General features: G+C 35.6%; 12 protein-coding genes. 6 read left to right on the top strand and 6 right to left on the bottom strand.

Annotated elements, in window-relative coordinates; genetic code table 11:
* Positions 1 to 5: 5 nt before the first annotated feature.
* The 5 genes from MYP_RS11405 (at position 6) to MYP_RS11385 (ending at position 5111) form a co-directional block, all read left to right on the top strand.
* Positions 6 to 1214 carry a glycosyltransferase family 4 protein gene (locus MYP_RS11405; RefSeq protein ID WP_045463216.1) on the top strand — a complete coding sequence of 403 codons (1209 nt, stop codon included), beginning with the start codon at positions 6 to 8 and terminating at the stop codon, positions 1212 to 1214.
* Positions 1211 to 2383 (top strand): glycosyltransferase, encoded by a 1173-nt coding sequence (locus tag MYP_RS11400; protein WP_045463213.1) that lies wholly within the window; start codon positions 1211 to 1213, stop codon positions 2381 to 2383. The genes MYP_RS11405 and MYP_RS11400 overlap by 4 nt, the downstream gene beginning before the upstream one ends.
* A 31-nt stretch (positions 2384 to 2414) precedes the next feature.
* Positions 2415 to 3635, top strand: coding sequence for a bifunctional 3,4-dihydroxy-2-butanone-4-phosphate synthase/GTP cyclohydrolase II (locus MYP_RS11395; RefSeq protein WP_045463211.1), 1221 nt, complete (start codon positions 2415 to 2417; stop codon positions 3633 to 3635).
* A gap of 2 nt (positions 3636 to 3637) precedes the next feature.
* Positions 3638 to 4447: a 5'/3'-nucleotidase SurE gene (surE, locus tag MYP_RS11390; RefSeq protein ID WP_045463203.1), complete on the top strand. Its 810-nt coding sequence runs from the start codon at positions 3638 to 3640 to the stop codon at positions 4445 to 4447.
* Between the two features lie 106 nt (positions 4448 to 4553).
* Complete coding sequence (locus tag MYP_RS11385) at positions 4554 to 5111, top strand: hypothetical protein (protein WP_156140510.1); 558 nt, start codon at positions 4554 to 4556, stop codon at positions 5109 to 5111.
* Between the two features lie 518 nt (positions 5112 to 5629).
* Here the strand turns inward: MYP_RS11385 and MYP_RS25715 are convergent.
* The 3 genes from MYP_RS25715 to MYP_RS11375 all read right to left on the bottom strand — a co-directional run bounded on the left by MYP_RS25715 (position 5630) and on the right by MYP_RS11375 (position 8774).
* Positions 5630 to 5845, bottom strand: a complete 216-nt coding sequence (locus tag MYP_RS25715; RefSeq protein ID WP_081990484.1) for a hypothetical protein — start codon at positions 5843 to 5845, stop codon at positions 5630 to 5632.
* Between the two features lie 101 nt (positions 5846 to 5946).
* Complete coding sequence (locus tag MYP_RS11380; protein WP_045463197.1) at positions 5947 to 6759, bottom strand: hypothetical protein; 813 nt, start codon at positions 6757 to 6759, stop codon at positions 5947 to 5949.
* Between the two features lie 158 nt (positions 6760 to 6917).
* Positions 6918 to 8774 carry a peptidase U32 family protein gene (locus MYP_RS11375; protein WP_045463194.1) on the bottom strand — a complete coding sequence of 619 codons (1857 nt, stop codon included), beginning with the start codon at positions 8772 to 8774 and terminating at the stop codon, positions 6918 to 6920.
* 349 nt (positions 8775 to 9123) lie between these two features.
* Here MYP_RS11375 and MYP_RS11370 point away from each other — a divergent pair, with 349 nt between their 5' ends.
* A complete protein-coding gene (locus MYP_RS11370; protein ID WP_045463888.1) occupies positions 9124 to 11484 on the top strand; it encodes an AsmA family protein in 2361 nt (786 codons plus the stop codon).
* 316 nt (positions 11485 to 11800) lie between these two features.
* On the opposite strand, the gene MYP_RS24980 is transcribed toward MYP_RS11370, so the two are convergent.
* The 3 genes from MYP_RS24980 to priA form a co-directional block, all read right to left on the bottom strand.
* Complete coding sequence (locus MYP_RS24980) at positions 11801 to 13063, bottom strand: tetratricopeptide repeat protein (RefSeq protein WP_052430112.1); 1263 nt, start codon at positions 13061 to 13063, stop codon at positions 11801 to 11803.
* A gap of 121 nt (positions 13064 to 13184) precedes the next feature.
* Positions 13185 to 13829 (bottom strand): hypothetical protein, encoded by a 645-nt coding sequence (locus tag MYP_RS11360; RefSeq protein ID WP_045463191.1) that lies wholly within the window; start codon positions 13827 to 13829, stop codon positions 13185 to 13187.
* Positions 13830 to 13872: 43 nt separating this feature from the next.
* Positions 13873 to 16374: a replication restart helicase PriA gene (gene priA / locus MYP_RS11355; protein WP_045463187.1), complete on the bottom strand. Its 2502-nt coding sequence runs from the start codon at positions 16372 to 16374 to the stop codon at positions 13873 to 13875.
* Positions 16375 to 16378 lie beyond the last annotated feature (4 nt).

Genomic DNA, 16378 nt, shown 5'->3' with positions numbered 1-16378 from the left:
GTTAATTGAAAATTTTATACATCAGTCCCAGAGTTCCATATCCGCCTACAGATGGAGGAGCTATTGGGATATATAATATTGTAACCGGGGCTGCAAGAGCAGGGCAGGAAGTTTATTTATTGTCTATAAATACTCCTAAACATTTTCAGGAAGGACCTGTTGTGCCTGGGCTTGCATATCAGCAGACCGTATTCGTAAATACAAATTTTAATTTATTCAAAGCTTTAAATAATCTTTTAAGGAAAGAAATTCCCTATATAGCGGAAAGATTTATTTCGGATGATTTCTCCAAAGCACTTGAAGAGCTTCTGAAAAAAAATAAATTTGATATTATTCAATTCGAAGGAACTTATGTAGCATGGTATATAGATGTTGTTAGAAAGTTCAGTAATTGTCCTTTAGTTATTCGTGCCCATAATGTGGAGTATGTAATATGGGATAGAATGGCGGAGAATACGATGAATCCAGTCAAAAAATTCCTTTATAGTTCATTTGGAAAAAGGTTAAAGAAATTCGAAACCTATTATTACAATAAATTTGACGGAATAGCTTCTATTACAGATGATGATACAGACAGGCTAAGGGGGATGGGCATTATTAAACCTTCCATAAAAGCGGTTCCATTTGGTGTCAATATTGAAAAGTTTCTTCATCGTGTAGAGGTGCCTAAAAAGCCTTTTACAATTTTTATGTTAGGTTCTCTAGACTGGATGCCAAATCAGGAAGCTGTTTTTTGGTTTCTTAAAACAATCTGGCCTGAAGTACAAAAAGAAATTCCTCAGCTTGAACTTCACATTGCAGGCAAAAATGCTCCCAAGAAGTTTTATGAGCTGAATTTGCCTAATGTGACCATGCATGGATTTGTAGAGGATTCTCTGAAGTTTATGCAGCAGTATGATCTAATGGCTGTTCCTCTCTTATCTGGAGGTGGAATGAGAGTGAAGATTATTGAAGGAATGGCAGCACATAAGGCTATTATCTCATCCAAAGTAGGAGCAGAAGGAATAATGTGTGAAGATGGAGTAAATATACTTATGGCAGATAGTAAGGAAGAATGGATACAGAAAATCAAATTATATTTCTCTGACCAGGAAAGATTCTCATCAATTGGCAGAAATGCCGGGCGTCTTATTGAATCTACTTATTCAAATCAAATCGTTACAAGGAGTTATATTGATTTTTATAAACAACTTATTATAAAGAGAAAGGCATGAAAATACTAGTCGCGCTGTCCAGGTTTCCTTATCCGATTGACAAAGGAGATAAACTGAGAGCCTTCTATCAGATTCAGGGACTGAGCAAATATCACGAGGTTCACCTGGTTTGCATCGCCGATAAAACTCCGTCTCCAGCTGAATATAATGAAGTAAAACAATATTGTAAAAGTATTGAAGTCATTGAGACTGGAAAGTTAAAGCGCTTCATCAATCTTGGCTTGGGGCTTTTTAATAATCTACCTTTTCAGGTAAATTATTTTAAGTCATCAAGAATGAAAAGAACCATTGAAAAGGTGCTTAAGAGACACTCAATTGATATGTGCTATGTACAATTGGTGAGGCTGGTTGGAAATATCCCTTTCAGTCTTAATACAAAGTATTATCTCGATTATATGGATGCTTTATCTGAAGGCATGTATAAGCGTATAAACTTGTCCAGATGGTATGAAAAACCAGTGGTAAAACTTGAAGCAAAAAGATTGAGGGATTTTGAAGCAAAAGCCTTTTTTTTCTTTAATGGGTATTCAATCATTACAGAGTCAGATGCTACGGCTTTCCCTTTAGATATAAAAAAAAGGATGGATATTATTCCTAATGGTATTTCCAGTGGATTTTTTAACTTCCGGTCTTTTCCTAAAGATAAGAGCTATGATATCATATTTACAGGTAATATGGGTTATCATCCTAATGTTCAAGCATCAAAGTATTTGGTCAATCGGATCATGCCCTTATTGAACAAACAAAATGTAAAAATTTGTTTATCGGGAACCAGCCCATCTATTGAAGTGCAAAACCTTGAAAGCGAAAATGTGATTGTTACAGGTTTTGTACATGATATCAGAGACTATCTGGCCAAAGCTAAAATCTTCGTAGCTCCTTTGTTTTCCGGATCTGGGTTACAAAATAAATTGCTGGAAGCTATGGCAATGGGTATTCCGACCATTACTACTTCTTTGGCTAATTCTGCTTTGGGAGCAAGACCGGGACAGGAAATTATGGTTTGTGACGATGAAGAGTCTTTCGTGAAAGCAATCCACCAGTTACTTTCTGATCCTGAGTTTGCAAGAGAAATTGGCGCCAAAGGAAGGCTGTATATTCAGAAAAACTTTAACTGGGAAGTAAGTAATGACCTGCTTGAAAAAGCATTTAGAAAAATATTAAATTAATATCCGCAGAAACTTAAATCTGCAAGCTCATATGTCAGAAAAATTAGACACAATAGAAGAAGCACTCGCTGAGATAAAAAAGGGTAATGTAATCATCGTTGTCGACGATGAAGACAGAGAAAATGAGGGAGATTTTATCTGTGCAGCGGAATGCATAACGCCTGAGATTGTTAATTTCATGGCTACTCATGGAAGAGGCCTGATCTGTGCTCCTTTAATAGAAGATCGTTGCGAGGAACTTGGCCTGGATTTAATGGTAGGCAGGAATACTGCACAGCATCATACTCCTTTTACTGTTTCTGTTGACCTGTTAGGGCATGGATGTACTACAGGTATTTCTGCAAGTGACAGGGCTAAAACCATTAAAGCACTTGTGGATCCTGCTATAAAACCTGAAGAACTGGGAAGGCCTGGACATATTTTTCCTCTGAAAGCTAAAACAGGCGGTGTTTTAAGAAGAGCAGGACATACAGAAGCTGCCATAGATTTTGCAAGACTTGCAGGTTTTCAGCCTGCTGGGGTGTTAGTGGAAATCATGAATGAAGACGGCACCATGGCAAGGCTTCCGGATCTTAGAAAGGTTGCTGAAAAATTTAAGCTGAAGCTAGTCTCCATTAAAGATCTGATCGCTTACAGACTTAAAAATGAATCTTTGATAAAAAGTGAGATCGGTGTAAAAATGCCAACAGAGTTTGGTGACTTTGAATTACTCGCTTTTCGTCAGACCAATACTGAAGATCTACATCTGGCTCTTGTAAAAGGGACCTGGAAAGAAGATGAACCGGTACTTGTAAGAGTACACAGTTCCTGTGTAACGGGTGATATCTTCGGCTCTTGTCGTTGCGACTGTGGCCCTCAGCTGCATAAAGCAATGGAAATGGTAGAGAAGGAGGGTAAAGGTCTTGTACTTTACATGAACCAGGAAGGACGTGGTATCGGACTCCTTAATAAACTTAAAGCATACAAACTTCAGGAGCAGGGGAGGGATACCGTAGAAGCCAATCTTGAGCTGGGATTCAAGATGGATGAGAGAGACTATGGAGTTGGTGCACAGATTATAAGAGAACTGGGAATTACCAAGCTTAAGCTTATTACCAATAACCCGGTGAAAAGAGCCGGCCTGATAGGTTACGGTCTTGAAATCGTTGATGTAGTTCCTTTGGAAATCAATCCAAATGCTTATAATGAGCAATATCTTATGACGAAAAGAGATAAAATGGGACACAATATTCTTAATCCGAAAAAGAAATAAACATGGTGAAGGGAAAGAAAACAGCACCGAAAAAAAAGCCTCTGATATTAGTGTCAAACGATGATGGAATTTCTTTCTATGGAATAAGATTGCTGGTAGACATTATGAAGGAGTTAGGTGAAGTAGTTGTCGTTGCGCCAAGCGGTCCGCAGTCAGGAATGGGGCATGCTATTACTATTGGTAATACACTTCGTCTGGAAGAAACAAATATATTTAAAGGTGTAAAAGCTTTCGAGTGCTCCGGTACGCCGGCAGATTGTGTAAAGCTTGCTAAAGACTTTGTCCTTAAAGGAAGAAAACCTGATCTGGTTGTAAGCGGAATCAATCATGGTAGTAATTCTTCAATCAGTGTTCTTTATTCGGGAACAATGTCTGCTGCAATGGAAGCGGCTATTGAAGGAATGCCTTCCATTGGTTTTTCTTTATGCGACTATTCTCCGAATGCTGAAATGGAACACGGAAGAAAATTTATTAAGCAGATCGCAAAACAAGTCCTTGAAAAAGGAATGCCGAAAGGTATTGCGCTTAACGTTAACATTCCAGCCAAATCAAAAGGGAAGATCAAAGGTATAAAAGTCTGCAGGCAGGCCAGAGCCAGATGGCAGGAGAAATTTGAAGAGCGTAGAGACCCGAGAGGCAGAAGATATTTCTGGATGGATGGCAACTTTGTAAGCCTTGATAATGGACATGATACAGATGAGTGGGCATTGGATAATAATTATATATCTGTAGTGCCATGTTCTTTTGATATGACTGCTCATGAGACTTTGGCTGAGTTGAATGCGAGCTTTAGTAAGATGAAAAAAGCTTAAAGCGGAAAGCATAAGGCTGAAAGTATAATGGGCTAAGATCCAAATTTTTTGGTAGCATCAAGAGAGGTGTATAGAGTTCTTCTCTTGTTGCTTTAAGTCATTTTTTATGAAATACACGAAAGTTTATTGGGGGAGATTTTTAGTATATTTAAGTATCGTTTTATTTTTTGTATCCTTCTTTTTACCTGCATTTACTCTAATGGATGAAGGCAGTTTGGAAACAATTCAAGGTTTTTCTGCCGCACTATTAGGTGTTTTCTTGGGGATATTAGCTTTACTTTCAGCAGATAAAAATTCTTTATATGTTATAACTCTGCTAAGTGCATGGTTTGCAAATCCATTATATGTATTTCTGGTAATTGTAAAGTTAAAGAAACAGAGACTTCGCTGGATAAACTGGGGACCTAGTTTGCTTGCATTTTCATTTATATTTTGGGGGACGATGAGGGATGCAGCACATTTGGAGGAAGGGGATATGAAATTGCAAATTGGTTATTTCGTATGGCTTTGTAGCATAATGTTAATTTCATATTCATTTCATTTTCCTAATCCCGTAAAAGCTAAAATAGGTCCCAAAATAGGGGAAAGAGTAAATAAGAAAGTCAGGTATAAACAACTTCCATCTGCTGATATTCGAAGGATGCAGAAGCTTAGGAGAAGATAAGTTTTTTATAAATGCGCTTTATAATTCAATCTTTCCTCAGACCGGATATTCTGTTATATCTGATTGTTCTGGGTTTGATATTTCTTACAATAAAAGTCAGAGGACTCGTCGCTTGATATACAATTGAACGATACTTACTATGTTGTTGAATACCATTATTTCCTATATCCGTTTATTATTCTGTTTGCTATAGAGGGATTGGTTTATTTTCTGTTATATTTTTTAAGAAATATCCTAGTTATATACTTAGTCTGATTTATTTTATTGTATCTATAGTGTCTGTAATAAGTCTTATTACGGCAATGCAGCCTTTGATAGGCTTACATATATTTACTCGTCGATATTATTCTTTTGTGGATCCCATCTATCCAAGTCTTAAGGATGTACCGCTTCTTCTGATAGTATTTATTCTATCTAAAGTAATTTATGGGTTGAGTCTGCTGTTTAGAAGGAAAGGAGCTTTTTGAAAAATACATTGTTATCAAAAACTTTCTTTTTACAATAAACTTGAAGATATTTTAATGTCTAGGCTTGTTACCTTTCCTCATTTTACTCACCCACATAAAAAGTGTCCAGATTAATGTAACTGCAAAGATAATGGTAAGCGGAATGTAGTACCTGCTGAAGAATTCATGGAAGTAGGAACCTATGATTACATAAAACGAAGCTATGCAAAGTTTGAAAGGAGCAAATTCTATGTTTGACCAGGTAGTTTTTCGTGTAAAGAAGTTCATATAGTGTGATAAGATTTTAATTCATTAATTACTTTACGCCATTTTAGTTTTACACTTATGTATTTTATTCCTCAGGTGGAAATCTCTTTTCAGCGGCTTTACTATTCTTCAGTTTCAATGAATTTAACTTCGTGATTTAATTTTTTGAATTCGCCATTATCATAGATTAATGAGCCAGTTATTAACGAGTCAGAATCAAGCTCGCAGCAATATGCATAGTTTCTCCCAAATCTGTAATATAAAGTAGATATCAGAGTGTCAAATGTTAATTCTGGTTCTTCTGAAATGTTATGTTCCTGGCAAAATGTAAAGCTATTATTGTCAAATTGGAAGTCCTTTGAAAAATTATCATCAGTAACATCTTTTATTACTGGATAAAAAATTAAAGAATCATGTTTAATAGAAACTATTAATGCTGTTCTGCAACTTACAGATAAGACAGAGGCTGCCCGATAGAATTCTTCTTGAAATATCAAATATTTATTGTCATGTAATTTATAAATATCTGTTATATAATTAAAAGGTGAATCAACTTTCATTAATAGTTTATTACCAAGTTTTGAATAAACATGGGATTCCCAAAATGGATTACAATAACCTCCACAGCTTTGTCCTAAAATGACATAGATCTTAAACAGACTATCCGGTGAGTAAACGACTCTTCCATCACAACAAGTTGTTTGTTGCATATATAAAACCTCATTAACACTGTCCCAATCAATTATTGAAGATGTGTCAATGTCCCCAGATACAAAATCAAGTTTTAGGTTATTAATGAAATTTATGATTCTTATGGAATCCAAATTCGAGTTATCTGGTATTATTGCATCTTGAAAAAAAAATGTTGTTGTTTGTCTTGAACAAGAAGCGAAAAGTATACTTAGTGATACTATAAAAAAGAGCTTCTTCATCATTGTTAGAAAAGTTTTTAGTTCTTTTATAAGACAGTGATTGTTAAAAAAAAATAAATTAACAGCAGCTTCAGGAATGATTTTGATATAATTTGTAAGTGCTGAATATTAAATTAATTAACTTATTATCCAACACTTACTATGCTATCTTGTTATAAATTTTAATACTCTTCAATTTCAAACTCAGCATCTTTTTCCCAGATCTCCATCTCACAAGGCTTACAGTTGAATTTAAGTTTATATTCTACTTCACCGTGCTTCAATACAAGTGGTTCAGAGAGTTTTTCTCCCATTGTATCTTTGTTGTATTTCCAGCATTTTCCTAGTTCGTATTTCACACAATATTTAGTAACCATCACACGAGACTTACCAGGATCCCATTGCAGTTCAAAAGCTTTTTCAATATCTGTTACTCCATGCCTGTGATAAAAAGCTCTTGCCATTTTATTGGATACATTGTAAGTAAAATCAAGTTGAGCAACAGGGTAGGGGTGGTCCGTTTTAGTCATCTGGAACTCTTCGCGATGATATCCTTTAATGCGCACATCTATCAATTCGTCTAATACTGTTCTTCTGATATCATTGATTTTAGAGGTTGGCAGAAACCAGTTGTCAGATAATTCAATATTTATTTCATCAACAATAAAGGGAGTGCTACCTGCTTTCGCAAGGTTCTTCTTAATGCCTGAAATCGATTCTCCGCTTTTACTGATTTCCTTGGCAGCCTTAATAGTCGCACTGCTCGTGTGTCCGTCTTCATCTTCTACAGTCAATTGGAATCCATCGCCTGTTTCAGTAAATGTCATCTTAACTCCGATCTTACGGACAGCGCTGTCTTCCCGCTCTACTATTTTATTGAATTCAGCATCAGAGTTCCTGTAAATCATCGTACCTTCTTTGATAGGCTTGAAGGTATTAGGTATGACAACATTATTCAAAATCACATTAACCTGAGCCCCGTCTGCTTCTCCTTGTTCATTTACAAAGTAAAGTCCATCTCCGTTGTTCAAAAGATCTGAATTCTCGATGATATAACCCTTTCCTCTTACCTCAACCAGTTTACCTATCTGTTGACCTTGTGATTTGGGAGTTTCCCAGGAACCGATTCTTTCTTTTCTGTGATTAAGGAAATAGTCTGTATAACCCCTGTTGAAGCTTCTGTCCATTTCCGGTACGAAATTGTAAAACGTTCTTCCTGATGAAGCTTTCTCAAACTTGTCATTATTTTCGAGAAAGGCATCAAGCTTTTGCCTCAAGTAAGACACATTGTTTTTGACATAGACAATGTCCTTCAGACGGCCTTCGATCTTAAATGAAGTAATACCAGCCTCAATCAGGTTTGGAAGTTGATCACTCAGGTCAAGATCTTTTATTGACAATAAATGACTATTCTCTATCAGCGTTTCACCTTTACCATCGAAAAGTCTGTAAGGCAGCCTGCAGTTTTGTGCACACGAACCACGATTAGCGCTACGTTCACCATTGGCAACGCTCATATAGCAGTTACCACTAAAAGAAACGCATAGTGCACCAGATACGAAAAATTCGAGGTCTACATCCGTAGCATTTCGTATCTCCCTGATCTGGTCCAGATTTAATTCCCTGGCTAGTACAACCTGTTTAATCCCTGCATCTGCAAGAAATTTAACATGTTTTGGATCTCTGTTATTAGCCTGTGTGCTGGCATGAATGACAATCGGAGGCAGGTCCATTTCCAAAATAGCCATATCCTGAACGATCAAAGCATCTACACCAATAGCATATAGTTCGTAAATCAGCTCGCGACAGGTTTCCAATTCGTTGTCATACAAAATGGTATTGAGTACCACATAAACTTTTGCCTTGAAAAGATGGGCATATTCAACCAGTTGTGCTATATCTTCTACCGGATTGGTTGCATTGCTTCTTGCGCCAAACTGAGGCGCACCAATATAAACGGCATCAGCGCCGGCATTTATGGCGGCCATGCCCTGATATAAATTCTTAGCAGGAGCCAGAATTTCAACTTTCTTTTTCATATGAACTATAAATTTCCGCAAATTACCCCTGCTTTCCAAGTGAAGAGTGGACTTTGAAGCGATCAGTAAGAACAAGGGAAAAAGTTTAAAAGTTGCTAATTGATATTTGAATAATATTTTATAAGGTATAAGCTCTGTTTTTCAGTATATTAGAAAGTGTTTAGAATGCGAGGGTAATAATATTCTCCTGGTAAACAGTGAAATATATTTACCTAAGGAATACTTTGCAAAACAATTGAAATACAGGCAGGGTTTTAAAAGGAAGAAATAATATTTTTAAACGATCGGGTACTTCAAATCTTCAGTGATTTGTAAGACTGAAGTGAAAAAACTATCACAAGAGGCATGTATGTTTCGGAAATATTTTTTTAGGATCTTTTTGGCTTTGACATCTATCCTTGTCTTGTACTTCGGAATAGTATTTCTGCTTTCCGTAAATTACAAGCATGAGATTCGCGATTTTATTATCAGAAACATCAACGATAAGATTAAAAAGCCTGTAAAGGTCAAAGATATTGACTTATCTCCATTTTCAGATTTTCCATATATTACATTAATACTACATGATGTAATAGTTCCCAAATCTGACTCTAATGATCGCCCATTATTAAAACTTAAGAAAATTGAGGTTCTATTGAAACTGCATCGTCTCTTATTTAAAAATTATAATATATCAGGATTAACGCTTTCAGATGGGATGTTTGACGGGCGTGTTGATTCCTCGGGTACTAATGATTTTGATATTTTTATTAAAAGAGATTCTGTAAATGAGAAACCTCGACTTTCTGAAATTAAAATTGATAAAGTAAAACTCAAAAATTTCGAGATCTATTATGAGAATCAATACAAACCTAAGTGCATACATCTCCTTTTCAAAAATACTGAAAGCAGGTTAAGTCTTGATTCAAATAATGTCAAGATTGCTTTAGATGGCACTATATATTCCGAAGAGGTAACGCTACGTCCTGGAACTCTTTTTAAAAAGGCGGATCTTCAGAGCCAGTTGTTTATAAACTATGATTTCAATTCTAAATTATTGTCATATGATAACTGTACTTTAAAAGCTTATAATGATCAATATTATGTCAGTGGTAATGTTGATTTTTTAAATAAGTCTTTAATGACTTTGAAGATAAAAACCAAAGACGCGAGTGTACAGAATATATTCAGGCTGCTACCTGAAAGATGGACAAAAAGTATTGAACTATTGAATGTATCAGGAAGAGTCAATGCAAAAGCTTCTATTGCCATAAATCTCCTGCCTGGAAATAAACCAGATTTCAAAATAGATTTTTCCGGACAGGGGTTTTCTATTGCAAATAAATTACTGAATGCAAATGTTCATGACATATCCTTTTCTTCAGCCAATCTGACTTCTAACGGTAATATGGGGGCAGAACATTATACAATCACTTTTGAAAATTTGAAAGGAGTGATTAATAGAAGTGATTCAATTAAGGCTTCTCAGCTAATGTTTAAGAATTTTATTGATCCTGATGTAAATGCAGAAGTAGCCTTTAAGTTAAGAAGCAAGACGCTTTTTGATATTGTATATTTTGATAAATATTCCGAAGCAGGTGGGAGCTTTTTTATAAAGGGAAGCTACAAGGGTAAACTGAATTATTTATTGGGGAAGCCAACTAAAGTTCCTGTAATTAAAGGCATTGTAAACCTTCGTAATGTCAGCGTGAAGTTGAATAAAGTTTATTTTGCTTTTGATACACTGAATGGGGAAGCTGAGTTTCATAATGATTTTATAAGAATGAAAAAGCTGAGAGTCCAGTGTGGTAAAACTGATATGGAAGTGAATGGTATAGCAAAAAATCTGTTTAATTCTGTATACAATGATAAGCCTGGTCTTCAATTGGATCTTAAGTTTGTCTCTGAACAATTTTATTTCAGTGATTTCACTCAATTCCCTAGATCTAAAGAAAAAAATGAAAAAAGAAATATCCGGTTGGTAAAGGGAAGCCAATTTATATGGCCATACAATCTTAGAGCAAGATTAACTGGACGTACATCAAAATTTTATGCTCAGAATTATCAGGCTAATGATATAGAACTTGGTATTCAGGTGGACAGCAAAAACCTTAGAGTGTCAGAGTCCCTGAATTCATTTGGTGGCACAATGCGTTCTGTAACAGATTTTATTCCCAGAAAGAATCATATTCATTGCAACACAGACGTCAGAATTGAAAAGATAAGGATTGATAAGATATTCAAGGCCTTCAACAATTTCGGTCAGGAAATAATATTGTCAGACAATATCAGAGGAATAGTCAACGGAAAGTTTGATACTTATTTCAGGATGAACTCGTCATTAGAGTTGGACAGCACTTCTGTTTATGTAAATGGTAATTATGAAGTTCATAAGCTTGAAATGATAAATGTTGAGCCTGTTATGAAGTTGTCAAAGGTGGGATTTAAAGAAGAAGAACTTCAAAGGGTAACTTTCGATAAGATCAAATCTTCTGTTATTATCAAAAATAATGTGATAGATATACCGCGTACATTATTCGTGACCAATATCTTATATTTTTATCTGAATGCAACCATTCAACCTGATGGGGAAGCAGAGTTTAAAATGTTAGTACCAGTTAAGAATCTGAAGAAAAATCCCGACACCAGTGACTTAACGAATGATTCCAAAGCTGGTTTATCTCTACCTTTGAAGCTTAAAGGAAAAGCCGGAAAACTGAAAGTTTTATAGCTTTTCCTTTCAAATAATAAAATTTAATAATTGTCTAGTTCAAAATTTATCTTGTCCTGCTTGATCAGCTGTTTGAGCTCTTCTTACTTGGGCAGGTAGAGTAACTATTCGTTATTTAAATAAGGTTATTCTTATCATTAACATCAGAGGTTTTTAAGTTAATGGATATTGTTTTTAAATGATTAAAATTATAAAGAAAAACATCCGAAGAATAAGAATAGAATCTGCGGTGAAAAAAATCAAAACAATTTAAGAAATTAATTGAGTTACAATAAATAAAAGATTGGGTTGGATGAGATCATTTTTTGATAAGATCTTATTTACAATGTTTACTGATCAGCTCTTTTACCTCATTACCATAGAAGGTAGAAAATTTATATTTTTCTGCAGTATAAAGATCCTGGCAAGCTTCGGAAATCTGCTTAAGCTCAATATATATTAAGGCTCTGTTTCTGTAAGCGTAAGAGTTTTCCATATCCAGTTCTAATGATTTATTGATGTCCTTAAATGCTCCTTCATAATCCTTTAACCTGAATTTTACAAAACCTCTGTTATTGTAGGAGAAAGCCTTTAAAGAGTCTTTGGAGATAGCTTTATTATAGTCTTCTATGGCTCCCTTAAAATCTAATAGGGAATTTTTAATTAAACCACGATTGTTATAAACCACAAACGTAGTTGAATCCAAAAGTTCAGCTTTGTTTAAGTCTTCAAGTCCTTCTTCCAACCTGCCCATACTGAAGCCCAGTAATGTACCTCTTGATATATATAAACTGCTGCTATTGTTATTGAGGCTTATCGCTTTATTCATGTCAACCAGAGCCTCGCTGAATTTTCCCTGAAATTCCTTTAGTTTTCCTCTTCCACTATAAATAAATGCATTGTTAGGGTTATACTTTAGCGCAGTTTCGAAATCCAAACTTGCCTCTGAAAATTTACCAAGAAGTTTATATGCATCTCCTCTGGCCCTATAGTATTCATCATTTTTTTTGTTAAGTGAAATTTCAATTGTATAATCAGCAACTGCTTCCTGCAGATAACCAAGATTTACCTTGGCATTTCCTCTTCTATACCACGCCTGTTCGTATTGATCGTCAATTTTTAAGCACATATTAAGATAACGCACTACTTCTTTATCGTCATTTCTTTTTGAATATGCAATAGCTTTATTATAATAAAGAACAGGATTGTTTGAGCCTTTGACTATGGCTATATCATATGCCATTAGTGCACTATCAAGTTTATTCAATAATGCAAAATACACACCTTTGGCATGGTAATACTCAGCAATATTTGAATTATGCTCAATGGCTTTATTGATATTCTTAAGAGCGCCTTCATAGTTTTTAGTTTCCCCTTCCCAAATGCTAATCATGTAAAATGCATGTGCATATGTATGATCAATTTCTAGAATTTGCTTATATACTTTAACTGATTCTTCAAGCTTATTTTGTTTAGATAAAGTTTCAGCTTTTTTTATAAGCTTTTCTAAGGACTGCCCTTGTACTAAATTGTTAAAACTAATTGTTAAGACTAATAAAAGAATGCCAAAGGAATGGGTAAAAAGAGTTGAGGATCTCATTGCAACAGGAATGAAGGAAGTTTTAATTTTGATTTAGTAAATGCTTTGTTAATACTAATTTGAATTCAAAATATAAAAGTCAGGTCTAAGACCCTACTTTATACTTAATACTTACAACCTTCTAAAATTCCACCGGCCTTTGAAATCCCCAGCTTATGTTACCACGGTTAATGTCCTGGGTCATTACAACACTGAACTTCCCTGAATTCCACATACAGGACTTGGAGTAGTGATTGTGTTCTTCAACTTTTTCCTCTTTACAATGACCAAACTCTTTGTTATAAAACTGCTGAATTCCCAGGTAGATATCAGAAGCTTTTTCATAGTCCGCTTCAGTGATCGTATAGTAATAGCTGTATAAAGTGTCGTTTTTCATATTGAATTCAAGATCAGCTTTTTTGCCCATCAGGTCAAGCTTTACTGATGCTTCTGTATAACCTTGTTTGGCCAGTTCTGCGCTTCCGCCTTCTGGACGAGGGTCCTTCAAAGGTGGAAATAGTTCTTTAATCTTTTTGAAAGGAGTACCAAGCGGCAACTCTTTAATAACCATTAGATTCTTTTTGTCATCTTTTGTCAAACCTAGATTCACTACTTTTTCCTGTTCTACTTCCTCATGCTTAGGTTCTTCTATCACCACAGTGTCTTTTGGTTGGATAACTACTGTATCTTTAACAATTTCTTTGGTATCATCCTGAGCTTCCTGATTGCAGGAAATCAGACCTATCATCAGCAGACAGCAAAGGGAAATATTTAATGTAAGCTTCATATTTTATATACTCTTTTCTAAGTTCGAAAATAATGAATAAATCTTAAACAGGGTCTACGTCGCAGACAATAATCGAGTTTTTAAAAGCAGTTTCTGCAAGAACTTTCTCAATAGCTTCCTTGATTTTAAATTTTATAGCAGGAAGGTTTGCCTTATTTCTTTCAAATTTCAGGATTATTTCTTCCAGGTAGTAATTCCTTATTTTGTTGATTAAAGGCTGCTCAGGACCAAGAATTTGTTCTTTTGGTATGAAATATTTCAGTTTCCCGAAAAGCCTGTCAGCACCCTTGGAAGCGATTCCAGCATCGGGATCTTTAAATGTAATGCTTATAAGCCGGTAAAAGGGAGGGTAATGAAATTTTTCCCTTTCTGAAATCTCTGTATTAAAGAATCCCGAATAATCCTGTTGAAGCAATTTGCCTATCACAGGATGATTTATAGAGGAGGTTTGAAGAATTACAGTTCCAGCCTTCTCTCTTCTTCCTGCGCGGCCGCTTACTTGTGTAAAAGTCTGAAAAGCCTTCTCATGTGCTCTGAAATCTGGAAAGTGTATGAGTGAATCTGCATCGAGTATGCCGACAAGATTTACTCTGTCAAAGTCCAGCCCCTTGGTTACCATTTGGGTTCCAACCAGAATGTCAATCTTATTGTTCTGAAAGTCTTCAATGATCTTCTGGTAACTGTTTTTCTTACGCGTAGTATCCAGGTCCATTCTCTGGGTGACAGCATCTGGAAACAAAAGTTTAATATCATCTTCTATTTTTTCTGTACCCAGTCCAACTGTCTTTATTTTATTGGATCCACAAGCTTCACAACGTGTAGGGATACTTTCATGGCTTCCGCAATAATGGCATCTCAGCTCTTTATGATACAGATGATAGGTTAGGCTTACAGCGCAATTGTCACATTTAGGAATATGTCCGCAATCTTCGCAAGATATATAAGGAGCATAGCCCCTGCGGTTCTGAAACAGGATAACCTGATTTCTTTCATGAAGGCTCTTTTCTATTTGTTGAGTAAGCAAGCCTGTAAAGTCACCATGAAGTTTTCTGTCTCTCTTTTCTTTTCTAACATCTACAGCAATCAATTGAGGAAGCTTCGCATTTCCAAAGCGTTGTGTTAATTCCACCAATCCCCACTTTTTATTCACTGCTTGAAAATATGATTCGACAGAAGGTGTGGCAGAGCCTAATAGAGTTTTGGAATGATGCATTCTTGCCAGCATCAGAGCTGTATCTCTTGCATGGTATCTAGGTGCAGGATCATGCTGTTTGTAAGATGTTTCATGTTCCTCATCTATAATGATCAAACCAAGATTATCAAAAGGAAGAAAGATGCTGCTTCTTACTCCAACAACGAAGGAGAACCTTCCGGATATTATACCTCTCCATGTTTCCACACGTTCATTATCTGAAAATTTGGAATGATAAATTCCCATTTTATCCCCAAATATCTTGCGCAAACGCTGTACGATTTGGGTAGTAAGGGCAATTTCAGGTAAAAGATAAAGAACCTGGCTACCACCACTAAGTACATTTTTGATGAGTTCGATGTAGATCTCTGTTTTACCGCTTCCGGTAATGCCATGAAGCAGCACAGCTTCTTTTTCTCCGAATTGTTCGAGGATTGAATCTTTAGCGCTCTGCTGAGTTTCAGACAAGCGAACTTCTGCATATTTACTTTCTTCGTCGTCCTCTTCAAATCTTGAAACAACTATTTCATACTCTTCAAAAAATCCTGCTTTTACAAGAGATGTAAAAGGGGATAGAGAACTTTCTTCAATCAGTAGATTTTTATTAATGCCAGTTGTATTCTTGTCAGGGTTTTCAAGAAAGCCGGTAAGCTTTATATACTTTAATAATAGATCTGTTTGCTTGGGTTTTTTCTCCAGTTTTATAAAGAGTTCCTGCATGTTTCCCTTTTGATCATAGGGTGGACAGAGTCTTACCTTCTTTATTATTTTCGGAGTAAATTTTTCTTTTACCTCTTCAAAGACGATGATCCGATTTTTCTTAATCAATGACTTGATGAGAGAAGAGCCGCTTTTCTTTCCAACAATAAGACTTACTTCATCAAAGGTCAAAGCTTCTTTTTTCTCAAGCATTTCAATGATCAAAAGCTCCTTATCTGCAAAAGGTATTTTTTCTTCAAGATCTTCAAAGTTAGGGTTCAGTTGAATTTTGGATTCACTGCTGACTTTAAGTCCTGAAGGTAATGCTGCATTCAATACTTCTCCCGGATGACACATATAATATTCGGCCATCCATTCGAAGAGCTTGAGCTGAAAGGCATTTACTGAAGGTGCATCATCAAGAATTTCTATAATGTCTTTGGCTTCATATACATCAGGTTCTATAGAATGTACTTTAACTATTATTCCTGTTAAGATCCTTTTCTTTCCGAATTGGACAATCACTCTTGAACCTATGTTTACTTTTTCCCTTTCCGTATCAGGGATACGATAAGTGAAAGGCCTTGGTAAAGGCAGAGGAAGCAGAATATCTGCAAAGAGCCGGTCTTTTGTATTTTCCTTATTAAACTCCACTTAT

The sequence above is a fragment of the Sporocytophaga myxococcoides genome, assembly GCF_000775915.1.
Lineage (GTDB): Bacteria > Bacteroidota > Bacteroidia > Cytophagales > Cytophagaceae > Sporocytophaga > Sporocytophaga myxococcoides_A.
This window is presented reverse-complemented; position numbering and strand designations above follow the sequence as displayed.

What these genes read in the sequence shown, in the direction of transcription:
- MYP_RS11380 (WP_045463197.1), bottom strand. Translation starts at nt 6,759, where the DNA reads ATGATGAAGAAGCTCTTTTTTATAGTATCACTAAGTATACTTTTCGCT.
- MYP_RS11370 (WP_045463888.1), top strand. Translation starts at nt 9,124, where the DNA reads ATGTTTCGGAAATATTTTTTTAGGATCTTTTTGGCTTTGACATCTATC.
- MYP_RS24980 (WP_052430112.1), bottom strand. Translation starts at nt 13,063, where the DNA reads ATGAGATCCTCAACTCTTTTTACCCATTCCTTTGGCATTCTTTTATTA.
- MYP_RS11360 (WP_045463191.1), bottom strand. Translation starts at nt 13,829, where the DNA reads ATGAAGCTTACATTAAATATTTCCCTTTGCTGTCTGCTGATGATAGGT.
- MYP_RS11385 (WP_156140510.1), top strand. Translation starts at nt 4,554, where the DNA reads ATGAAATACACGAAAGTTTATTGGGGGAGATTTTTAGTATATTTAAGT.
- MYP_RS11395 (WP_045463211.1), top strand. Translation starts at nt 2,415, where the DNA reads ATGTCAGAAAAATTAGACACAATAGAAGAAGCACTCGCTGAGATAAAA.
- MYP_RS11375 (WP_045463194.1), bottom strand. Translation starts at nt 8,774, where the DNA reads ATGAAAAAGAAAGTTGAAATTCTGGCTCCTGCTAAGAATTTATATCAG.
- surE (WP_045463203.1), top strand. Translation starts at nt 3,638, where the DNA reads ATGGTGAAGGGAAAGAAAACAGCACCGAAAAAAAAGCCTCTGATATTA.
- MYP_RS25715 (WP_081990484.1), bottom strand. Translation starts at nt 5,845, where the DNA reads ATGAACTTCTTTACACGAAAAACTACCTGGTCAAACATAGAATTTGCT.
- MYP_RS11400 (WP_045463213.1), top strand. Translation starts at nt 1,211, where the DNA reads ATGAAAATACTAGTCGCGCTGTCCAGGTTTCCTTATCCGATTGACAAA.